General features: G+C 73.2%; 20 protein-coding genes. 13 read left to right on the top strand and 7 right to left on the bottom strand.

Translation table 11 applies throughout. The features are described from left to right. Window positions 1–42: 42 nt before the first annotated feature. Window positions 43–1191 (bottom strand): TerD family protein, encoded by a 1149-nt coding sequence (locus tag ACQCO7_RS37660; protein ID WP_464076011.1) that lies wholly within the window; start codon window positions 1189–1191, stop codon window positions 43–45. A gap of 221 nt (window positions 1192–1412) precedes the next feature. On the opposite strand from ACQCO7_RS37660, the gene ACQCO7_RS37655 reads away from it, so the two are divergent. The 5 genes from ACQCO7_RS37655 (at window position 1413) to ACQCO7_RS37635 (ending at window position 7667) form a co-directional block, all read left to right on the top strand. Continuing rightward, complete coding sequence (locus ACQCO7_RS37655) at window positions 1413–1904, top strand: DUF6643 family protein (RefSeq protein ID WP_464076010.1); 492 nt, start codon at window positions 1413–1415, stop codon at window positions 1902–1904. Window positions 1905–1945: 41 nt separating this feature from the next. Further along, entirely contained in the window at window positions 1946–2770 is an 825-nt protein-coding gene (locus tag ACQCO7_RS37650; protein ID WP_464076009.1) for an MOSC domain-containing protein, read from the top strand. 191 nt (window positions 2771–2961) lie between these two features. Next, entirely contained in the window at window positions 2962–3567 is a 606-nt protein-coding gene (locus ACQCO7_RS37645) for an Rv1733c family protein (RefSeq protein WP_464076008.1), read from the top strand. Window positions 3568–3687: 120 nt separating this feature from the next. Continuing rightward, window positions 3688–6132 (top strand): right-handed parallel beta-helix repeat-containing protein, encoded by a 2445-nt coding sequence (locus ACQCO7_RS37640; protein WP_464077392.1) that lies wholly within the window; start codon window positions 3688–3690, stop codon window positions 6130–6132. A gap of 83 nt (window positions 6133–6215) precedes the next feature. Next, complete coding sequence (locus tag ACQCO7_RS37635) at window positions 6216–7667, top strand: alpha/beta hydrolase (RefSeq protein ID WP_464076007.1); 1452 nt, start codon at window positions 6216–6218, stop codon at window positions 7665–7667. A 63-nt stretch (window positions 7668–7730) separates the two neighbouring features. Here ACQCO7_RS37635 and ACQCO7_RS37630 read toward each other — a convergent pair whose 3' ends face one another. Continuing rightward, window positions 7731–10034: a hypothetical protein gene (locus ACQCO7_RS37630; protein ID WP_464077391.1), complete on the bottom strand. Its 2304-nt coding sequence runs from the start codon at window positions 10032–10034 to the stop codon at window positions 7731–7733. 263 nt (window positions 10035–10297) lie between these two features. Between ACQCO7_RS37630 and ACQCO7_RS37625 the strand changes: the two genes are divergently transcribed. Further along, entirely contained in the window at window positions 10298–11125 is an 828-nt protein-coding gene (locus ACQCO7_RS37625) for a DeoR/GlpR family DNA-binding transcription regulator (RefSeq protein ID WP_464076006.1), read from the top strand. A gap of 83 nt (window positions 11126–11208) precedes the next feature. Further along, window positions 11209–11688, top strand: coding sequence for an SRPBCC family protein (locus ACQCO7_RS37620; protein WP_464076005.1), 480 nt, complete (start codon window positions 11209–11211; stop codon window positions 11686–11688). 37 nt (window positions 11689–11725) lie between these two features. Here the strand turns inward: ACQCO7_RS37620 and cds1 are convergent, their stop codons facing one another. Further along, window positions 11726–12856, bottom strand: coding sequence for an L-cysteine desulfhydrase Cds1 (gene cds1, locus ACQCO7_RS37615; RefSeq protein ID WP_464076004.1), 1131 nt, complete (start codon window positions 12854–12856; stop codon window positions 11726–11728). Between the two features lie 234 nt (window positions 12857–13090). On the opposite strand from cds1, the gene ACQCO7_RS37610 reads away from it, so the two are divergent. Together ACQCO7_RS37610 and ACQCO7_RS37605 are read left to right on the top strand one after the other, a co-directional pair. After that, on the top strand, window positions 13091–13402 hold the full coding sequence (locus tag ACQCO7_RS37610) for a hypothetical protein (protein WP_464076003.1): 312 nt from the start codon (window positions 13091–13093) through the stop codon (window positions 13400–13402). 309 nt (window positions 13403–13711) lie between these two features. Next, window positions 13712–14209, top strand: a complete 498-nt coding sequence (locus ACQCO7_RS37605) for an ATP-binding protein (RefSeq protein WP_464076002.1) — start codon at window positions 13712–13714, stop codon at window positions 14207–14209. A 75-nt stretch (window positions 14210–14284) separates the two neighbouring features. On the opposite strand, the gene ACQCO7_RS37600 is transcribed toward ACQCO7_RS37605, so the two are convergent. From ACQCO7_RS37600 to ACQCO7_RS37590, 3 genes are read right to left on the bottom strand one after another with little or no spacing between them, the layout of a single operon-like run. Next, window positions 14285–16885, bottom strand: a complete 2601-nt coding sequence (locus ACQCO7_RS37600; RefSeq protein WP_464076001.1) for an ABC transporter permease — start codon at window positions 16883–16885, stop codon at window positions 14285–14287. Next, window positions 16882–17634 carry an ABC transporter ATP-binding protein gene (locus tag ACQCO7_RS37595; RefSeq protein ID WP_464076000.1) on the bottom strand — a complete coding sequence of 251 codons (753 nt, stop codon included), beginning with the start codon at window positions 17632–17634 and terminating at the stop codon, window positions 16882–16884. Before ACQCO7_RS37595 ends, ACQCO7_RS37600 begins: the two co-directional genes overlap by 4 nt. Next, window positions 17634–17906 carry an SHOCT domain-containing protein gene (locus ACQCO7_RS37590; protein ID WP_464075999.1) on the bottom strand — a complete coding sequence of 91 codons (273 nt, stop codon included), beginning with the start codon at window positions 17904–17906 and terminating at the stop codon, window positions 17634–17636. Before ACQCO7_RS37590 ends, ACQCO7_RS37595 begins: the two co-directional genes overlap by 1 nt. 163 nt (window positions 17907–18069) lie before the next feature. Between ACQCO7_RS37590 and ACQCO7_RS37585 the strand changes: the two genes are divergently transcribed. Genes ACQCO7_RS37585 through ACQCO7_RS37570 form a run of 4 tightly spaced genes read left to right on the top strand, consistent with a single transcriptional unit; the run spans window position 18070 to window position 20568 of the window. Further along, window positions 18070–18645: a TetR/AcrR family transcriptional regulator gene (locus ACQCO7_RS37585; protein ID WP_409118278.1), complete on the top strand. Its 576-nt coding sequence runs from the start codon at window positions 18070–18072 to the stop codon at window positions 18643–18645. Window positions 18646–18655: 10 nt separating this feature from the next. Next, the gene (locus ACQCO7_RS37580) at window positions 18656–19063 is read left to right on the top strand and encodes a (R)-mandelonitrile lyase (RefSeq protein WP_464075998.1); all 408 of its coding nucleotides are present in this window, start codon (window positions 18656–18658) and stop codon (window positions 19061–19063) included. Between the two features lie 9 nt (window positions 19064–19072). Next, a complete protein-coding gene (locus ACQCO7_RS37575; RefSeq protein WP_409118276.1) occupies window positions 19073–19660 on the top strand; it encodes a DUF4865 family protein in 588 nt (195 codons plus the stop codon). Then, the gene (locus ACQCO7_RS37570; protein WP_464077390.1) at window positions 19657–20568 is read left to right on the top strand and encodes a phosphotriesterase family protein; all 912 of its coding nucleotides are present in this window, start codon (window positions 19657–19659) and stop codon (window positions 20566–20568) included. The genes ACQCO7_RS37575 and ACQCO7_RS37570 overlap by 4 nt, the downstream gene beginning before the upstream one ends. A 61-nt stretch (window positions 20569–20629) precedes the next feature. On the opposite strand, the gene ACQCO7_RS37565 is transcribed toward ACQCO7_RS37570, so the two are convergent. After that, window positions 20630–21541, bottom strand: a complete 912-nt coding sequence (locus ACQCO7_RS37565) for an NAD(P)-dependent oxidoreductase (protein ID WP_464075997.1) — start codon at window positions 21539–21541, stop codon at window positions 20630–20632. Window positions 21542–21757 lie beyond the last annotated feature (216 nt).

The following is a 21757-nucleotide window of genomic DNA, read 5'->3' as shown; positions in this document are numbered from 1 at the left end:
TCCCTCAATTACTCCCGGCGTCTTCTTGTGCTCCCCGCGCCTTCACTTCCTGCCCGGCGTCCAGTTCATGCCCCACCCATAAGCGCGGTCGACGGTCCGCTGCGGACTCACCCCGCGTTCCGGGACCAGATACCGCGCCTCCCTGCGGACGACGAGATCGCCCCCGGTGTTGGTGATCAGCGCGAGCGCGCACACGGTCGACGCGACCGTGCACTCGTCGAGCGAGAAGTCGACCGGCGCGCCGTGCTGCGGCCTCAGGGTGACCGTCGCGTGCAGGTCGGCGAACGAGCGCGCGCCCGCGTAGATGGTCACGAAGACCAGGACGCGCCGCAGGTCGGCGGTGTGGTCGAGGTTGACGGTGAGGTTCTCGCCGGTCGCGACGGCGCCCGTGCGGTCGTCGCCGTCGAGGTGGATGTAGGGCGGCCTCTCCAGCGCGCCGAAGGCGTTGCCGAGGGCCTGGACGACGCCTTTGCGGCCGTCGGTGAGCTCGTACAGGGCGCACAGGTCGAGGTCGAGGCCGGTGTGCGCAAAGCCGGAGCGGGACTGCCAGTTGAGGTTGACGCGCAGGGCACCCGACGTACCGCCCTGCTTGGCGAGCGAGACGGACGGTGCCGACTTCGTGAGGGTGACTTTCGTGAGCCGTACGGGAGGGGCGGTGTGCTGGGGTTCGTCGACGGTGATGCCGTAGTCCGTCGCGAGGCCCTCCAGGCCGCTGTCGTAGCCCTGTCCGACCGCGCGGAACTTCCAGGCGCCCTGGCGGCGGTACAGCTCGCCGAGGACGAACGCGGTCTCCACGCTCGCGCCGGTGCTGTCGAAGCGGGCGACGACCGTCCCGCGCGCGGCGTCGCGGACCTCGACGTACAGCCCGGGGACGCGCCCGAAGGGGCCGCCGTCGGCGGAGGCGGCGAGCAGGACGGTGTCGACGTCGGGCTCCACGCGCGCGAGGTCGACGACGAGCGTGTCGGTGACCAGGTCGCCGGACGTGCGCTTGCCCTCGTGGCGGACGGTCCCTGACGCGTGCGCGGGCTGGTTGTAGAACACGAAGTCGTCGTCGGAGCGCACCTTTCCGCCGACGAGCAGGAGCGCGGAGGCGTCGACGTCGGGGACGCCCGGGCCCGAGCGGCGTCCGCATTCGATCGTCAGCGCCGTCGTGGGCACCGGTACGTTCGCTCCCCTGGACAACGACGGCATCGGCACGCGGCCCCTTTCAACTCCCGCCGGGGGCACGGGAACACGTCCGTTCGGCCCCCGGAAACCCCGCCGGAACTTGCTCTTTACACAATTCCAACCCGCATTGTCGCCCCTTTTTCCCACGTTCGCTCGTATTGGGGATACAGGGCCACTCCCGGCACGGAAAACAACCCGCATACCCGTCTCCCCAACCGGCTCTTCGTGGGCTTACCTTAGGTGCCATGACCTCCCCCCGCTCCACCTATGGTGGCGGCTACTACTCGTCCGCCTCCTTCCCGGACACCCCGATCTACGACTCCCTCGTGGCCGAGCGGGGGACCCCGCAGATCGCCCCGATCCGGGTCCCGGCCGCCTACGACGTGCCGAGCATGCCGAGCAGCCACCTGCCCGCGCTGCCGTCGGCGCTCCCCGCCCTCCCGGCGGGCCCCTCGCAGGCGCCCTACGGCTATCCGCAGGCCCAGCAGCCCGCTCCGCTCCAGCAGGCCCCGGCGGCGTACGTCCCGCCGCAGGGCGGCATGCAGCGCGGGTACCCGGCCGCGCAGGCGCCGATGCCGATGCCGATGCAGCAGCAGCCGGGCCAGATGGGCGCTCCCATGGGGATGAACCCGATGGCGGCCGGTACGGGGTACGAGGCGATGCGTCCGGCGGCACCCCGCCCGAACCCGGCTCCCTACCAGGACCCGTACAACCAGCAGCAGTACCGGGGTTACTAGGCCCCCGGGACCGGCCCCTGCCGCCTGGCAGGATGGGTCCCATGGCCTCTGCGGAACTGTTGTCGATCCACGTCCACCCGGTGAAGGCGCTCCGGGGGGTGAGTCCCCGGGAGGCCGTCGTGGAGCCCTGGGGACCGGCCGGGGACCGGCGGTGGGCGCTGATCGACGACGGGGGGAAGGTCGTCACCCAGCGCCAGAGGCCGCGTCTGGCGCTCGCCGCCGCCGAGCCGTTGCCCGGTGGCGGCGTTCTGCTGTCCGCGCCCGGTGTCGCGCCGCTGGAGGTCGCGGTGCCCGAGCCGGCGAAGACGGTCGTCGTGGAGATCTTCCGCGACAAGGTGGAGGGCGTCCCGGCAGACGCCCGCGCGCACGCGTGGTGCAGCGAGTTCCTCGGTGCGGACGTGCGCCTGGTGCACATGGACGACCCGGCGACCCGCCGTCCGGTCGACCCCGCGTACGCGCGCCCCGGCGAGACGGTCGGCTTCGCGGACGGCTATCCCCTGCTCGTCACGACGACGGCCTCCCTGGACGCCCTCAACTCCCTGATCGCGCACGGTGAGCACGCCGTCGAGGGCCCGCTGCCGATGAACCGCTTCCGGCCGAACGCGGTGGTCGGCGGCACCGAGCCGTGGGCCGAGGACGGCTGGTCGCGCCTGACGATCGGCGAGGTCGCCTTCCGGGCCGCCAAGAAGTGCGGCCGGTGCGTGGTCACCACCACCGACCAGGCCACCGCCGAGCGCGGCAAGGAACCCCTGTACACCCTCGGCCGACACCGCCGTATCGACGGCAGGCTGATCTTCGGCCAGAACCTGGTGCCCCTCACGCGCGGCCTGATCCGGGTCGGCGACCCGGTGCGGATCCTGGACTGAGACCGCGCCGACATTTCCTCCTTCGTCCCGGGAACCCGCGGCCGGACCTCGGGCGTTGACGCATCGTGAGAAGTTCATGAGAGATCCCCGGGAGAGCCCGTACGCAGGTGATTTCGCTCTCTCTTCGACCGGGATCGAGGATGAACGGCGGGCTCGGGGGTTATGACGGAGCGGGAAGGGGGTGCGAGGCGGTGCGAGCGATCCGTGGACTGTGGCGCTGGCGGCACAACCCGGTGCGCCGTACGACGGACCTGGTCGAGGCGTGGGTGGCGGCGGGCGCCCTGCTGCTGGTGCTGGTCGTCGCGCCGGTGGCGGGCACGGCCGTCGGCGCCTTCGTGCAGGACGCGCTCCTGAGGTCGGTGCGCGACCAGGCGAGCACCCGGTTCGAGACGACGGCGACGGTCGTGAAGGAGCTGAAGGGCTCCGCGTTCGTGACGGACCCGGAGGCCGTCTCCGGCCGGGAGGCGCGCAGCCGCGTGGAGGCCGACTGGACCGCGCCGGACGGCAGCGCGCACCACGGCCCGGTGACGGCCGCGCTGGACACCCCGCACGCGGGCGACCGCTTCTCCCTGTGGACGGACGGCGCGGGCCGCCCGATGAGCCGCCCGCTGGACGTGGCGACGGCCGAGACCCACGGCGTGCTGGCCGGCCTGGGCGCCGCCCTGTGCGCCGCGGGCCTCGTCGAGAGCGCGCGCCGGGCGGTCGTGTGGACGATGGTCCGCCGCCGTTACGCCCGCTGGGACCAGGCGTGGGACCGCGCGGGACCGGACTGGGGGCGTACCGGCACCGGCAGTTGAGGCGGGTGCACCGCACGCCTCGCCGGTGGTCAACCCACCACCCGCGCGCACGCTACGGTGGACCAGCCGACCTTCTTCGGCATCGACCCGCGTATCACGAGGTGGGGGCACAGCATCGTCATGGCACAGGGCACGGTCCAGGTGACGCACACCGGTACATCGCGGTGGCGGCGCCGCACGGGTGAGTACGCTTCGCTCGCCGCCGCCCTGGAGGCCGCGGCCGACGGGGACGTCCTCACCGTCGCCCCCGGCACGTACCGGGAGAACCTCGTCGTCGAGCGTTCGGTCACCCTGCGCGGCCCCGAGGGCGCCCCGGGCTCGGTGCGGATCGCCCCCGTGGACGGCGTGCCGCTGACCGTGCGCGCCTCCGCCGTCGTCCAGGACCTGCACGTCGAGGGCCAGGACACGACGTCGCCCGCGCTGCTGGTCGAGGAGGGCACGCCGGAGCTGCTGGACGTGCGGGTCGTGACGCGCTCGGCGGCCGGCATCGAGGTGCGCGGCGGCGCCCGGCCGACGGTGCGCAGGTGCACGGTCGACAACCCGGCGGGCATCGGCATCGCCGTCCTCGACGGGGCCGGCGGGGTCTTCGAGGAGTGCGAGGTGCTGGCCGCCGGACAGGCCGGGGTCTCCGTACGAGGGGGCGCGCACCCGCGCCTGGAGCGCTCCCGCGTGCACCACACCTCGGGTACGGGTGTCAGCGTGACGGGCGACAACTCGGCGCTGGAAGCGGTGGGTTGCGAGATCTACGAGGTGCGCGGCAGCGGCGTACAGATCACCGCGCGCGCCACCGCGCACTTCACGGACTGCGACGTGCACCGCACCACCGCCGACGGCGTCACCCTCGACACGGACGCGGTGCTGACGCTCGCGGACTGCCGCATCCACGACATCCCGGAGAACGCGGTGGACCTGCGCTCGCGCAGTGTCCTGACGCTGACCCGCACCTCGGTGCGGCAGTTCGGCCGCAACGGCCTGTCGGTGTGGGACCCGGGCACGCGGGTGGACGCCAACCAGTGCGAGATCTTCGACAGCACCGGCGACTACCCGGCGGTGTGGGTGAGCGACGGGGCGACGGCCGTCCTCGACTCCTGCCGCGTCCACGACGTGCCGGACGCCCTGTTCGTCCTCGACCGGGGCTCGCGCGCGGACGTCGTCGACAGCGACCTCACGCAGGTCCGCAACACGGCCGTCTCGGTGAGCGACGGGGCGACCGCGCAGCTCGACGACTGCCGGATCCGCGAGGCCGCGACGGGCGCCTGGTTCCGCGACCACGGCAGCGGCGGCACGCTCAGCAACTGCACGGTGGGCTCGGTCCAGACTGGCGTGATCGTCACGAAGGGCGCCGACCCGACGGTCGAGCGGTGCACCGTCGACTCCCCCGCCGAGGCCGGGTTCTACGTGTCGGCGGGCGGCCGGGGCTCGTTCGTCGGCTGCAAGGTCACGGGCAGCGGCGGCTACGGCTTCCACGTGATAGACGGCAGCCGCACGACCCTGCGCAAGTGCCGTACGGAGCGGTGCGCGCGCGGTGGCTACGAGTTCGCGGAGGCTCCCGACTCGGCGCCGGGTTCGGGGCCGCTGGTCGAGGACTGCACGAGCGACGAGAGCGCCGGCGCACGCACGTCGACGGCGTCCGCAGGGGCGTTCGCGCCGGCCGTGCAGACCGCCGCCCACACCCCCGGGCTGCTGAGCGCGCTCCCGGAGCAACGGCCGGTCGTGGCGGCGGAGCTGTCGGTGTCCGAGCGGACGATGGAGATCAAGGCGCCGAAGGACGTCCTGGGCGAACTCGACGCGCTGGTGGGCCTGGACAGCGTGAAGCGCGAGGTGCGGGCGCTGATCGACATGATCGAGGTCGGCCGGCGCCGCCAGCGCGCGGGCCTCAAGGCGGCGTCCGTCAAACGGCACTTGGTGTTCACGGGCTCCCCCGGCACCGGCAAGACGACGGTCGCGCGCCTGTACGGGGAGATCCTCGCCGCGCTGGACGTCCTGGAGAAGGGGCACCTGGTCGAGGTGTCCCGCGTCGACCTGGTCGGCGAGCACATCGGGTCGACGGCGATCCGCACGCAGGAGGCGTTCGAACGGGCGCGTGGCGGCGTCCTGTTCATCGACGAGGCGTACGCGCTGTCGCCGGAGGACGCGGGGCGGGACTTCGGCAAGGAGGCCATCGACACGCTGGTGAAGCTGATGGAGGACCACCGCGACGCGGTCGTGGTGATCGTCGCCGGGTACACCGCCGAGATGGAGCGCTTCCTCGCCGTCAACCCCGGTGTGGCGTCCCGTTTCTCACGGACCATCACCTTCGGCGACTACGGTCCCGAGGAGCTGCTGAGGATCGTCGAGCAGCAGACGGACGAGCACGAGTACCGGCTCGCGGGTGGCGCCCCCGAGGCCCTCCTCAAGTACTTCGCGGCGATCCCGAAGGGCCCCGCGTTCGGCAACGGCCGTACCGCGCGCCAGACGTTCGAGGCGATGGTGGAGCGGCATGCGAGCCGGATCGCCCAGGTCCTGGAGCCGAGCACGGACGAACTGACCCTGCTGTACGCGGTGGACCTGCCCGAACTGCCGTGAGGAACAAGGGTGTTCGTACGGGGGTAAGCCCCACCCCGATCATGCTGTCCGTCGGATGGTGACGCGTCCGGCGCCCGGACAGCATGGTCGGCATGACGATCTCCCGCGTACTCGCTCTGGCCCTCACGGCCCTGACGCTCTCCGCCGCTCCCTCCTCGGCGGCCCCCGCCCTCGACTGGCACCCTTGCGGCATCCCCGGCCAGGAGTGCGCCGACCTCTCCGTCCCGCTCTCGTACGACGACCCCGGCGGCGCCCAAGTCACCCTTGCCGTCTCCCGGTTGGCGAGCACTGACCCTGAGGCCCGGCGCGGCACCCTGCTGGTGATCCCCGGCGGTCCGGGCGGCTCCGGCGTCAAGCGGCTGTCCCAGCAAGGGGAGGCGCTGCGGCGGGAGTTGGGCGGCACTTACGACCTCGTCAGCTTCGATCCCCGTGGTGTGGGCGCCAGTTCGCGGGCCGGCTGTGAACTGCCGGGCGAGGACCGGCATCTGGTGACCCTGAGGTCCTGGCCCGCGGCGGACGGCGGTATCGCCGAGAACGTCGGGAGGGCCCGGCGTACCGCTCAGGCCTGCGCCGACAACGGCGGGCCCCTGCTGCGCAGCCTCAGCACCCTGAACGAGGCCCGCGACATCGACCGGCTCCGGGCGGCGCTCGGCGAGGAGAAGCTGTCGGCGTACGGGGTGTCGTACGGGACGTACGTGGGAGCCGTCTACGCGCAGAAGTACCCGGCGCGCACGGACCGTTGGGTGCTGGACAGCAACGACGACCCCGACCCCCGCAGGGTCGCCCGGGGTTGGCTGGCGAACATGGCGGTCGGCGCGGAGGCCAGGTTCCCGGACTTCGCGGCGTGGGCCGCCGACCCCGCGCGCGGGAACCTGCGGCTGGCCGAACGCCCGGAGCAGGTGCGGGAGTTGTTCCTGTCGCTCGCCGCCGGGCTGGACCGGCAGCCGCGCAAGACGACCACTGCGGGTGTGCCGCTGACCGGGAACCGGCTGCGGCAGGCGATGCAGACGGTGCTCTACAACGACGCCTCGTTCCCTCAACTCGCCCTGCTCATGCGGCAGGTGATGGACCCGGCGGCCACCCCCGTACTCACCCCGGACGTCGCGGGCCCGCTGCCCGACGAGGACGCGGCGGTCACCATGGCGGTCATCTGCAACGACGTCCGCTGGCCCGACTCCGTACCCGCGTACGAGCGTTCCGTCGCCGAGAACCGTGCCCGGTATCCGCTGACCGCCGGGATGCCGGCGAACATCACGCCGTGCTCGTTCTGGAAGGACGCGCCCACCGAGAAGCCGGTCCGGATCACCGGCGAGGGTCCGTCCAACGTGCTGATGGTCCAGTTCCGCCGCGACCCGGCCACCCCGTACGCGGGCGCGCTGAAGCTGCGCTCGGCACTCGGCGACCGGGCGCGGATGGTCACCGTGGAAGGTGGCGGACACGGTGTCTACCTCGGTCAACACCCCTGCGCGGACCGGCTCGTGACCCGGTACCTGGTGACGGGCGAGCGGCCCGCGCGGGATGTCGTCTGCGACTGACCGGGGCGGTGGTCGGCCCGGCCACTCACCGGCCGGGAACTCCGACGGCCGGGGCACCCTCGGTCAGACCTCCCCCGTCGGCCGCGCCACCCGTCCCCCCAGCCCCAGCCGCGCCAGCAGATGCCCCCGCTCCCGCGCGAACCCCGGATCGGCCTGGTAGTCGGAGTGCCCCAGCAACGGCGCCGGCAGCGGGTGCAGCGTCGTCCGGCCGTACTCCAGCGGGTCCGCGAACGGCCCGCAGTCGACGTCCGGGAGGCGCACCGGGCCGCCTATCGGGTCGGTGAGGCGGTACAGGTTGCGCCAGCAGTCGACGTCTTCGTGGAGGGCCTTGAGGGAGGCGGGGCCGAAGTGGGCGGGGAACCAGCGGCCGTAGAGGCGCTCGATCGGCGAGCCGTAGGTGAGCAGGGCGACGCGTTTGCGGTCGGCGGGTTCCAGCTGCCAGGCGGCGGCTGCGGCGAGGACGCTGCCCTGGGAGTGGCCGGAGATGACGAGCCGGCCGCCGGTGGCGCGGGTCCAGGTCGTCATGCGCCAGGTGAGGTCGGGGACGGCGCGCTCGGCGTAGCAGGGGGGCGCGAAGGGGTGTGCGGCGCGCGGCCAGAACGTACCGACGTCCCAGAGGATCCCGATCGTGCGCCGGGCGTGCGGGTCCTTGTAGGCGCGCCGCCCCCAGGTGACGAACGACAGGAACGCGAACCCGATGAGCCACGACCCGAGCGCCTGCCCCGTGCGCGCGGCCCCCTCGACGAACGGGTACGTCCCGGCGGCGGCCCCCACCGGGGTCTTCCCGCTGGCCAGCGCGCCCACGACGGCCGCCGCGCCCAGCAGGAGCGTCGCCCCTGAGGTGACGCCGACGAGCAGGGGCGCCCGGTCGGTGAGCCCGGCCATCGCCCGCGCGCGGGAGATCGTGCGCGTGCGCGCGGGGTCGCCGTCATCAACGCCGTACTGCTTCTCGACGGCCGGCTCCTGCGCCTTCGCCCTGCTCATGGCGCGCTGTCCGAGGAGCGAGCAGTGGGCGAGCACGACGAGCAGGACGGCCGGGATGACGGACGCCTGCCAGGTCAGCAGGACGGGCGGGCCGGGCAGGATGCCGCCGGTGCCGTCCAGCCAGTCGGCGACGCGCTGGGCGACGCCGCCGGACATCACGCCGCCGAGCGCGCACGCCAGCATGACGACGGCGGGGCCGCCGAGGCCGCGCAGGGCCGAGCGGTGCTCGGGGTCGGCGCCGTACAGCTTGCGGGCGACGACCGCGAGGGCGACCGCGACCACGCCTTGGGCGACCGCGATGCCGCCGAACGTGAGGTCGCCGGGCAGGCGTCCCGTCGACGTCCAGCCGGGCCGCGACCAGGCCGCGTACAGCAGGGAGAACGCCAGCACGGCGAGGGAGCCGAGCGGCAGGCGGCGTACGAGGTGGCGGTCGATCTTGTGGTCGAGGCGCTCCTCGGTGCGGCCCCGGCCGCAGACCACCCACACGACACAGACCGCGCCGACGAGCAGGACGGCCTCCAGGATGTGCCCCAGGGCGTCCAGGAGGGCCGGTGAGCCGCTTTCGTGGTCCCGGCGGGCCGCGGCCGTGCCGACGGTCGCCGCGACCGTCAGGAGGCCCGCCGCGGTGTGCGCGGCACGCAGCCGGGAGACCAGGCGGCGGCCGTACCAGAAGCCGGGGCGGCTGAGGGTCGTCACCGCGTCGGCGCCGTCCGTGCGGGGCAGCGGCTCCTGCGACTCGTACGCGCGCCAGGTGCGGTGCGAGAGGTACCACAGCAGGGTGACCAGGGCGGTCGGGACGAGGGCCGCGAGCGCGAGGCGGCGGCCGGGCTGGCCCCACCAGCCGCCGGGTTCGAGGAAGCCGAGCCAGGAGTGGGCCTGCGCGCACGCGTGCGTGCCCGCGCACTGCCAGGCGGTGAGGTCGAGGGCGACCTCGCAGGCGGCGGCGACCAGGAGGACGGTCAGGGAGAGGGCGGCGAGGCGGACGAGGAGGCCGTAGGCACGGACCGTACGCGTGCCCGCGCGGGCCGCCGGGCGCATCCAGTGGGCGAGGTTGACGACCATGAACGGCAGCAGCAACAGCCACAGCGCGCGGGTGCCGTTGCCGGAGGTGAGGTTGGACCAGACGTACGCCTCCGGGATCGGCCGGTCGGCGCGCGCGCCCGCGCGGGTCTCCGCCTCCGTGTCGTCGGCCCGGCGGTAGACGGCCGCCGTGTCGTCGCCGGTGACCCGTACCGTGCGCGGGTCGTCGAGCATCTTCTCCGGCGTGGCCCCGCCCACGCCGTGGACGAGGAGTTCGAGAGCGGCCACCGGCTGCGTCGCCCTCTCCCGTCCGGTCGGTTCTTCCGCTGGTGGTGCGGCAGGGCTCGGTACCCCGCCCACGATGAGTTCCACTCCGCACTTCCCCCGTGACGCGCCGTCGGCATCTTTCCGTGCCCAGCCAGGATGGCCGCTACGGCCCTTGAACACACCCGTTGTCACGGAATCTCCCCGTTCCGTGAGGCAACCGTGACGAGACGGTGTGCGGGAGCAAGCGCTTGTGCTCTCCGGTCCCTTCCGAACGGGCCGCGACAGCGCCTGCGACGTGCGAGGATGGGCCGTCCCGACCCGACCGGGCGGGGTTCGACGCGGGAAGGACCGGAGCGTACGTGAGCGAGAATCAGAACCTCCTCGCGGAGCAGCGCCGCGCCCTGATCCTCGACGAGGTGCGCCGCCGGGGCGGTGTCCGCGTCAACGAACTCACGCGCAGGCTCGGCGTGTCCGACATGACGATCCGCCGCGACCTCGACGCGCTCGCCAAGCAGGGCGTCGTCGAGAAGGTGCACGGCGGCGCCGTACCGGTCGTCGAGGCCAGTACCCACGAGCCGGGCTTCGAGGCGAAGTCGGGCCTCGAACTCACCGCGAAGGAGGACATCGCGCGTACGGCCGCCGGGCTCGTCGCCCCCGGCAGTGCGATCGCCCTCTCCGGCGGTACGACGACCTTCGCGCTCGCCCACCGGCTGGTGGACGTGCCGGACCTGACCGTCGTCACCAACTCGGTGCGTGTCGCGGACGTCTTCCACGCCGCGCAGCGCACGTCCGGGCCGCGTCAGGGCGCCGCGACCGTCGTCCTCACCGGCGGGGTCCGCACCCCCTCGGACTCCCTCGTCGGCCCCGTCGCCGACCAGGCGATCGCCGCGCTCCACTTCGACGTGCTGTTCCTCGGCGTGCACGGCATATCGGTCGAGGCGGGTCTGTCGACGCCCAACCTCGCGGAGGCGGAGACCAATCGGCGCCTCGTGCACTCCGCGCGACGGGTCGTGGTGGTCGCCGACCACACCAAGTGGGGTGTCGTGGGCCTGAGTTCGTTCGCGGCGCTGGACCAGGTGGACTCGCTGGTGACGGACGCGGGGCTGCCGGCGGCGGCTCGTGCGGAGATGGCCGAGCATCTGCGGGTCGTGGTGGCGGGGGAAGCCGTGCGGGCCGTGGACATGTGACGCACGGGCGACGACTTCTGACGGTCCGTCAACTAGGGTGGGTTTCCTGATCGTCGCAGTGCGTCAGCGGGAGGGGACTTCGCGTGGAGCGTCATCTGGCCCCGGTGGGTCTTGAGTTCGTCGAGACCGCCCCCGTCCGCTTGCTGTTCGCGCAGGAGATGTCCGCGGCTCCCGAGGCCGTCTTCCACGCCCTCGCCGAGGACGTCCCCGGCTGGGCCGACTGGTTCCGTCAGGTCAGGCTCGCGCGGCCCCTCGGGGACGGCGGGCAGCGGGAGATCCACCTCGTGGGCGGCGGCAGGTTCCGCGAGACGGTCCTCGCGGCGAAGGCTCCCGAGGTGTACGCCTACCGTCTGGACACCCTCAACGCACCGGGGCTGAAAGCCCTCGTGGAGGAGTGGCGGCTGATTCCGGTGGGCGCGGGGACGCGGGTGCGGTGGACGTTCGCGGCGGACGGGGTGCCGGCGCTGCGGGTCGCGCTCAAGGTGGCCCGGCCGGGGCTCGGGACCGCGTTCCGGGGCGCCGTACGGGAGTTGGACAAGAGGCTGGGGAAGCCCGGGAGTTGAGGGCCCGGCCGCGAACTCGCCCCGGGCGACCGGAGGTTCAGTCCTGCCACTTCCCCGTCGTCAGCAGCGTCTCGATCACCTCGCTGTACGGCGTGATGTCCAGCCCCTGCTCCGCGAGCCACGCGTCGGAGTAGTACTTGTCGAGATACCGGTCCCCGGGGTCGCACAGCAGCGTGACGACACTCCCCTGGCGCCCCTCCTCGGCCATCTCCGCGACGATCTTCAGCGCGCTCCACAGCCCGGTCCCCGTCGAGCCGCCCGCCTTGCGCCCGATGGCCGACTCCAGGGCCCGTACGGCGGCGACGCTCGCGGCGTCCGGGACCTTCATCATCCGGTCGATCGCGCCGGGCACGAAACTCGGCTCCATGCGCGGCCGTCCGATGCCCTCGATACGGGAGCCGCAGTCGTAGGTGACGTCGGGGTCGCCGGTCGTCCAGCCCTCGTAGAAGCAGGAGTTGTCGGGATCGGCGACGCAGATCCGGGTGTCGTACTGCATGTAGTGGACGTACCGGGCGATCGTCGCCGAGGTGCCGCCCGTACCGGCCGTCGCGACGATCCACGCGGGCTCGGGGAACGGCTCCGACTCCAGTTGCCTGAAGATGGATTCGGCGATGTTGTTGTTGCCGCGCCAGTCGGTGGCGCGCTCGGCGTACGTGAACTGGTCCATGTAGTGCCCGCCGGTCTCGGCGGCGAGCCGGGCGGACTCCTCGTACATCGTGCGGGGGTCGTCGACGTAATGACATCGGCCGCCGTGGAACTCGATCAGCCGGCACTTCTCCGCGCTGGTCGTGCGCGGCATGACGGCGACGAACGGGACGCCGATCAGCTTCGCGAAGTACGCCTCCGACACGGCCGTGGAACCGCTGGACGCCTCGATGACCGGGCGCCCGGGGCGGACCCAGCCGTTGCACAGGCCGTACAGGAAGAGCGAGCGGGCGAGGCGGTGCTTGAGGCTGCCGGTGGGGTGCGTCGACTCGTCCTTCAGGTACAGGTCGATGCCCCAGGCCTCGGGGAGCGGGAACTTGAGCAGGTGGGTGTCCGCGGAGCGGTTCGCGTCCGCCTGCACCTTGCGCACGGCGTCCTTCAGCCATGCGCGGTACGCGTCGTCGCTGCGGTCCTCGTCCAGGGTCGAGGTCTGCTGGGGGGTGGTCACGGTGGGGCTCCTCATACGCTCGCTCAAGCGGCCGTCGCCTCGATCATAGACATCCGTCACACGCTTCCCACCTGCATAAACACACCTTTGAGCACCCCAAAGGAACCCTCAGGGGGCGCATTCGCGCGAGTGCTCCGGGCGAGCGCCACGGGTCCTCCCGACCCACTGGTGCCGTACGCCCCCGGGCGGCAGACTGCACGGCACCGGGGGGCAGACATCACTCACGGGGCGGCGAGGGGGCGGAGCGGCATGGCGGAGCCGGAGTTCACGGCGACGGGCGTCCGCATCGGCAGAAGACTCCGGTCGCTGACCCGGGCCGGGCGGGTCCGGATCAGCGACGGCCGGCTGGAGCTGCTCAACAGCCACGGCAGCGAGATCGACAGCGCGCCCGTGGGCTCGGTCCGTGCGTCCAGGGCCTGGTTCGGCGCGGACGGCCGCGCGCGTGCCGAGGTCAACGGGACGCGGTACTCGCTGACTTTAGCCACGCCGGATCGGGGGCGGACCGGGGCTCCGGCCGCGCGGAGGTTCGTCGAGGCGGTGCGGAGGGCCGGGGGCGGGTGAGACCGGCCGGGGGTGCGTGATGCCGTACGGCAGGGCGCGCACGCCGGTGCCGGGGAGCACACCACGCGGCATCGCCAGGCGTGCGCGCCGGTACCGAGGGGCGCGCAAGACAGCCGTACGCCCCTCTCGCCCGAAGTTGCGCCCCCGCTCCCCCTGAGCCACTCTGAACTGACGTCACTCTGGGTTTACCGGCGATAACGCTGCGAACCAGCCCGCCGGCCACCAACGCAGCCGGCCGCTGTCCGGGACGCGCTGCCGAAACGATCCGAACTCCGTGTTCCTCCGGACCTCACGTCGGGGAGTCGCAGCGTGATCAGCAACCCGAACAGGCACTGCACGGTGGAGCTGCAAGCTCTGCCGTCTCGGATCGGCCAGGTCCGCAGAATCGTTGCCGCACATCTGCGGTACTGGCAGCTGGACCCCCTCATGGACCGGGCCGCGCTCGGTGTGACGGAGCTGCTGGCCAACGTCCACCGGCACGCGCGGCCGGACAACACCTGCGTGGTGGAGATGGAACTGCTGCTCGGGCAGTTGACCGTCTCGGTGCGCGACCGGGATCCCCGGCTGCCGGTGGTGGCCGCGATGGACGACATCGACGCGCTGGCCACCTGCGGCCGGGGCCTCGCGATGGTGGCGGCGGTCAGCGAGAGCTGGGGCGCGCGGTCGGAGGGGGCGGACGGGAAGGTCGTGTGGTTCACGCTGTCGGCGACGGACCCGGCGAGCCCTCTGGGGAACGTGATGCCGCCCGCCGATCTCGCCGCCCCGCAGCCCGTGGCCGAGCCGCACCGGGCGGCGGCCCGGGTCTGACGAACCCCTGGGAACCGGTGGGGCGGGTACGTGCCGGGCCGCAACCGATGCGGGCCCGGCACGTTCTTCCCGGTCTCACTCCACGGCCACGGCTCCCAGCACACTGAGCCGGGCCGCCCTGCGCGCCGGCCTCAGCGCGGCCAGGACGCCCGCCGCCAGCCCTACCAGCGCGACGATCGCCAGCCGCGACACCGGTACGGCGAAGGCGAATTCGCTGTCGCTCGCCCCGTCGGAGGCCCTCACGAGCACCCAGCCGAGGAAGCCGCCCAGCGCGAGCCCGCCCGTCGTGCCGAACGCCGCGACCAGCACGGACTCCCAGCGGACCATCGCCCGCAGTTGCGCGCGGGTCTGGCCGACCGCCCTCAACAAGCCCAGTTCCCGGGTGCGTTCATGGATCGCGAGGGTCAGCGTGTTGGCGATGCCGAGCAGGGCGATGAGGACGGCGAGCGCCAGCAGCGCGTAGACGAGGGTGAGCATCATGTCGATGCCGCCCGCCGAGGACTCGGCGTACTCGTCCCGGGTCCGCACCTCCGGATCGCCGTACCGCTCGGCGACTTGCTCGACGGCCGCCTTGCCGGCCTGTTCGCCGACGCCCTTCTTGAGGGACACCGCGACCAGGGTGTCGTGGTCCTGCGTGCGGTGCGGGGACCATGCCTGGCGGGTGATGACGTAGTCGCCGGCGAGTTCCGAACGGCCGTACAGGGCGCGGACGGTGAAGGTGAGGCGCTGTCCGTCGGTGAAGGTGAGACGGGTGGTGGAGCCGACCGTGAGGTGCTGCTTGCGGGCCTCCGTGCGGGTGACGGCGATGCCGTCGGCGCCGAGGGAGTTCAGGTCGCCCTGGACCGTGCCGAGTTCGAAGGTGCGGGCGAGGGCGGTGGGGTCGGTGACCGTCAACTCGCGTCCGTCGCCGTTGACTTCGGCCACTCCCTTGCCGAGACCGACGGCCGTGTCGACCTCGGGCAGCCTGTCGATCGCCGGGGCCAGCTTCGGGCTCAGTCCGCTGCCGCCCGCGCCGAACGCCGGTGCGCTCACGGCGAGATCGCCCGCGAACGACCTCGCGACGGTCCGGTCCATCGTCGCCTTCAGCGAGGCGCCGAACACGGTGAACAGGGACACCACGGTCACGCCGATCATCAGCGCGCTCGCCGTGGCGGCCGTCCGCCGGGGGCTGCGCAGGGCGTTGCGCAGGGCCAGGGCACCGGTGACGCCTCGCAGTCTCGCCGGCGGTCCGCCCAGCACCCGGATCACGGCCGACGATGCGACCGGGCCCAGCACCACGAAGGCCACCAGGACGAGGACGGCGCCGACTCCCGCCGTCCACAAGGACGGTGGGACCAGCACGCCGGCCGAGGTCGCCAGCAGCGCGACCCCGACGACGGCCCGCCGTCGCGACGTACCCGACGCGTCGACCGCCATGTCCCGCAGCGCCGCGAGCGGTGCCGTACGTCCGGCCCGTACGGCGGGCAGCAGCGCGGAGACCAGGCACACCACCGTGCCGACCAGCAGCGGCAGGGCGAGCGAGAGCGCGCCGATCACCAACTCGCCGTCGGGGAAGGGGAATCCGATCGCCGGGAACAGGGCTTTCAGTCCGGCGGCGATGCCGATGCCGCCCGCGAGTCCGGCGGCCGACGCGGTGAGCGCCACAACCGCCGCCTCGGTGAGGGTGGTTGCCGTGACCTGGCGCCGGGATGCTCCCACGGCCCTCAACAGGGCGTTCTCCCTGGTGCGTTGGGCGACGACGATCGCGAACGTGTTGTGGATGGAGAACGTCGCGACCAGCAGGGCGATTCCGGAGAAGACCAGCAGCAACGCCGTGAAGACGTCGAGGAACTGACGGCCGATCATGTCCGTGTCCTCGCGGGCGACCTCCTGGCCGGTGATGGCCTCGACTCCTTCGGGGAGTACGGGAGTCAGCCGCTCGACCAGCTCCTTCTGGCTCACTCCGTCCGCCGCCCGCACGAGGATGCTCGTCGCGAGGCCGGGGCGTGCGGTGAGGTACCGTTCCGCGTCCGCTCGGGTCAGGCCCGTGTAGGTGACCTGGGCCATGCCGTCGGCGCCGCCGAAGGTCGCCAGGCCCACGATCCTGACCCGTACGGGGTCGGGGGTGCGCAGGATCGTCGTGTCGCCGAGGCGCAGGCCGCCCTTCTTCGCGGTGGCCCGGTTCACGACCGCCTCTCCGGGGTGCGCGGGGGCGCGGCCCTCGGCCAGGCGGTACGGGTTGAGGCGCGGGTCGGTGATCCAGTTGCCCGCGAGGGTGGGCGGGCCCTTGCCGCCGATGGGGTTCCCGTCGCGGCCGAGGAGCTGTCCGGCGCCCTGGATGTCGGGCTCGGCGGCGGCGACGCCGGGGACGCCCGCCAGGTCACGCACCAGCGCGGTCGGCACCGGCCGCCGTACGCCCTGGCTGTCGCCCGGCGTGGTGATCGCGTCCGCGCCGCGTACGACGGCGTCCGTACCGGCCGTCGCGCTGCCGAACATCGTGTCGAAGCCGGCGCGCAGGGTGTCGCCCATCACGAGGGTGCCCGCGAGGAAGGAGACACCGAGGAACACGGCGAGGAAGGTTCCGGCGAAGCGGCGGCGGTGGGCTCGGAGGGCGGAGAGGCTCAGGCGGAGGGTGGTGCGGGCGGGGGCGGGAGTGGGCGCGGTGGCTGGGGGGTTGTCGCGCGTGACGTCGTTCATGACCGCACCTCCCCCTGCCGTACCTCGAACGCCTTCACCCGGTCCAGCACCCGTTCCGCCGTCGGCGCCTCCATCCGGTCGGCCAAGCGGCCGTCCGCCAGGAAGACGATCTCGTCCGCGTGGGCCGCCGCGAGCGGGTCGTGGGTGACCATGACGACCGCGCGGCCCGTCTCCCGCGCGGTACGGCCGAGGAGGCCGAGGACCTCCTCGCCCGCGCGCGAGTCGAGGTTGCCGGTCGGCTCGTCGGCGAAGACGACCTCGGGGCGTCCGGCGAAGGCGCGGGCCACGGCGACGCGCTGCTGCTGGCCGCCGGAGAGCTGCGCGGGGCGGTGGTGGAGCCGGTCGCGCAGGCCGACGACGTCGATCAGCGCGTCGATCCACTCGCCGTCCCCGCGCCGCCCGGCGAGGTCGAGGGGCAGCCGGATGTTCTCGGCGACGGTGAGCGTCGGCAGCAGGTTGAACGCCTGGAACACGAACCCCACCCGGTCCCTGCGCAGCACCGTCAGCCGCCGGTCGTCCAGCGCGCCCAGCTCGGTGTCACCGATCCACGCGGCCCCCGAGGACAGCGTGTCGAGCCCCGCCGCACAGTGCATCAGCGTCGACTTCCCCGACCCCGACGGCCCCATGATCGCGGTGAACCGCCCGGCCGGGAACTCCACACTCACGCCGTCCAGCGCGCGTACGGCGGTGTCTCCGGCGCCGTACACCTTCACGGCGCCGGTGACCCGCGCGGCGGCCGTCGCCGCCATCACGCGTCACCGCCCTTGCGCCCGAAGTGCTCCTCCAGCACCGACTGCCGGCGCCAGTACTCCTCTTCGTCGATCTCCCCGGCGGCGAAGCGCCGCCCGAGGACGGCGAGGGGCGCGTCCCCGAGGAGGCGTGTGCCGGGGCGCGTGCGCCCGCGCCATCCACCCGTACGGCGTACGACGGTGACGACTGCGGCCACGGCAGCCGCCCAGAACAGGGGGAACAGCAGGATCCAGGGGCCGGGGCCGCCGTATCCGCTCGCGAGGGTGTCCATCGCCGGTCATCTCCTTCGGCAGTGATTCATCTGTCACTGCCGAGGCTCTCGCCGGGAGGGGGGTCGGGGCGTCGCACGGGTGGCGGTACCTCGCGTACCTCCGGGGGAGTACGTGAGGGATCACGCGGTACTCCCCCGGAGCCTGGATTCTGTAACTACTAGTATGTACAGTACGGTCATGAGCACCTCGGAACGCCTCATCGAGTCCACCCGCGAGCTGCTGTGGGAGCGCGGTTACGTGGGCACCAGCCCCAAGGCGATCCTGGAGCGCGCGGGCGCCGGGCAGGGCAGCATGTACCACCACTTCAAGGGCAAGCCCGATCTGGCGCTGGCCGCGATCCGGCGTACGGCCGAGGAGTTGCTGGCCACGGCCGAGGCGGTCCTGGACGCGCCGGGCACTCCGTACGAGCGCATCGCGGCGTACCTGCGCCGTGAGCGCGACGTGCTGCGCGGCTGCCCGGTCGGCCGTCTCACGATGGACCCCGACATCATGGCCAGCCCAGAACTGCGCGCACCCGTCGACGAGACGCTCGCCCGCATCCGCGCGCGGATCGCCGAGGTCGTCGAACTGGGCCAGGAGCAGGGCGAGTTCGCGCCCTCACTGGACGCCACGGAGATCGCCTCGGCGGTCGTCGCGACCGTCCAGGGCGGTTACGTCCTGGCCCGCGCCTCCGGCTCCCCGGACGCGTTCGACGCCGGTGTCCGAGGTCTGCTCGCCCTGCTGGCACCCCAGAGTTAGAGGAACTCCCATGCACATCACCCGACGCCGGCCCGACTCCGCACAGGGTCCCGCCGAGCACTTCACCGGCGCCGTCCGGCTCGACGAGATCGCCGTGCCGCCCGCGCCGTCCCGGCTGCGGATCTACCACGTCCACTTCTCCCCCGGCGCGCACACCGCCTGGCACCGCCATCCGCACGGCCAGGTCCTGCACGTCGTCGACGGCGAGGGTCTGGTGCAGCGCGAGGGCGGTGCCGTGGAGGCGATCCGCGCGGGTGACACCGTGTGGATCGAACCCGGCGAGTCGCACTGGCACGGCGCCGGGCCCCGCACCGGCATGTCGCACATCGCCACCGTCGAGGCCGCCGCCGACGGCACGACCGTCGACTGGGCCGACCACGTCGACCCGCACGACTACGCCCGCGCGCACTCCGCCTGAGGAGCCGTCATGCATGCGATGCAGTACGAACTCACCCTCCCCGCCGACTACGACATGAGCATCGTGCACGCGCGCGTGGCCCGCGCCGGGCATCTCCTGGACGACTGGCAGGGCCTCGGCCTCAAGGCGTACCTCCTGCGCGAACGCGGCGCCGACGGCTCGCCCGTCAACCAGTACGCCCCGTTCTACCTGTGGCACACCGCGCGGGGCATGAACCGTTTCCTCTGGGGCGGCGCGTTCCAGCGGCTGAGCGACGACTTCGGCCGGCCGGCCGTACGGCAGTGGAGCGGCGCGGCGTACGACGTCGGCGGCGCCGTCGGCTCGCCCGCCGCCGTGGCCGTGCGGCAGCGGGTACCGGTTCCGCCGGACGGCGCGGTGTACGCCGAGGTGATGGAGGGCGAGGCGGAGGCGGTCGGGAAGCTGGCCCGGGAGGACGGGGTGGTGGTGGCCGCGGCGGGGGTGGACACCTCGCGGTGGGAGATCGTGCGGTTCTCGCTGTGGGCGCACGACGCGCCGGGGGCTGAGGGCGACGTGTTCCGCGTGCTGCACCTGTCGGCGCCGGGGCTCGCGGACCTGCCGAGGGGACGCCAGTGGTGAGGACCGTCCGGACGGTCGTCGGCGACGTGCCGCCCGAACGGCTCGGCATCTGCGACGCCCACGACCACCTCTTCCTCAGCAGCCCGCTCCTGCCCGGGCAGGAGCTGCGCAGCGCCTCGGCCGCACGGGCGGAACTGGCCGCGTTCCGGGAGCTGGGCGGCGGGGCCGTGATGCAGTGGACGCCGTACCGGATGGGCCGGCGTGCGGCCGATCTGCCGTCGCTGGCACGGGAGTCGGGGGTGTACGTCGTCGCCGCGACCGGGTTGCACCAGGCCCGGCACTACGACGAGGGCGTCGTCGAGGAGGTGCGCGGGTCCCGGCTCGCGGAGGTGTTCGTCGCCGAACTCACCGCGGGGATCGGGACGTCGGGAGTGCGGGCGGGGTTCGTGAAGGTGGCGGGCGGGTTCCACGGGCTGGATGCGCACGCCCGCTGGACCATGGCAGCCGCCGCCGAGGCCCACCATGCGACGGGGGCGCCGGTCGCCGTGCATCTGGAGCTGGGGACGGGGGCGCTCGACGTACTCGACCTGCTGTGCGGGGAGTTGGGGGTTGCGCCGGAGTCCGTGGTCCTGGGGCACCTGAACCGTTCACCCGACTTCTTGACGCACCGTCACATCGCGGAGAGCGGCTGCTACTTGGCGTTCGACGGTCCGTCCCACGCTCATCACGCCACCGACTGGCGGATGCCGGACGCCGTACTCGCCCTCGTGGAGGCCGGGTTCGGGGACCGGCTGCTCCTCGGGGGCGACACGACGACCGCCGGCGCGCGGTCGGTGAACGGGGGGCCGGGGATGCCGTATCTGTTGCGGCGGGTGCGGGAGCGGTTGACGGCGGTCGTCGGGGAGGGGGTGGTGGGGAGGATGCTCACGGAGAACGCGGGGCGGGCGTTCTCCGTGGCGTGGCGGTGAGTTGGGGCGGCCGTGCATATGGGGGGTGAGCCCGGACGGACGTGGCGGTGAGTTCGAGTGCTCAGCCGCTCTGCTGCTCGCCGGAGCCGGTACCCGAGGCGTCCGGCCCGAAGCTCGCGAAGTACGCCGCCGCCATGTCCTCCTCGCCGTGTCCCGCCGCTGCGGCCCGGGCCAGGCGCTCCGCTGCGGCTTCGGCCACGTCGAGGCGGATACCTCCCGCCCTGCCCGCCTCGACGATCAGGCGGGCGTCCTTCTCCGCCGTCGTCACGCCGAACTGGGCCGGGGAGAGGCGGTCTTCGAGGATGAGGGCCGCCTTGGCGTGCAGGTAGCCCATGTCGAGGGGGCCGTCGGCGATCAGGGCGAAGAAGTCCTGGGGATCGACGTCGAGGGACTGGGCGAGGGCGAGGACCTCGCCGGTGGCGGCGGTGGCGGCCAGCACCCAGCTGTTGGCGACCAGTTTGAGGCGGGTCGCGCCGCCCGGCTCCTCGCCGGTCCAGACGGTGCGGGCGCCGACCGCGTCGAACACCGGGGCTACGGCGGCGCGTTGGGGCACGGCACCGGCCGCCAGCACCGTGAGCCGACCCGCCTCGGCCGGCTGCCGGGTGCCGAGGACGGGCGCGTCGAAGAACACGAGGCCGTGCTCGCGCGCGAACTCCGCGAATTCCGCGACGGAGTCGAGCGCCGCGGTGGTCGACTGCACCCACAGCGTCCCGTCCCCGAGGCCCGGCAGCGCGTCGCGCATGACGTCCCGTACCGCGCCGCCGTCGTAGAGCATGGTGACGACGGCGTCCGCGCCGCGCACCGCCTCGGCGGCGGAGTCGACGACGGCGACCCCGTCGGCGGCCAGCGGTTCGGCCTTGGCGCGGGTGCGGTTCCAGGCGCGGACGGTGTGTCCGGCGCGGGCGAGGTTGCGGGCCATCGCGGCGCCCATGATGCCGGTGCCGAGGACGGTCACGGTGAGTTTCTCGGTCATGACGTCAGCTTTCTGGTGCGGCGGGGGTGGTCCCGGGGCAGCGGGGTGGTTCCCGGGCGGGGTGATCCCGCCCATCCTCGCTGGTCACGTGCGGGGCGGGCGAACCGACGCGGTCTGGTCCGCGAAGCCGCCGACCGCTGGTTCCGGGCCCAGGGCACAACCCCCGAGATCGCGTGCGAACCCGAGGGCCACGCGGGCCTGTTGGCCCTCACCGCC

This window comes from Streptomyces saintjeani, assembly GCF_055409605.1.
Note: the sequence above shows the minus strand (reverse complement) of the source record. Positions and strands in the feature narration are given on the sequence as shown.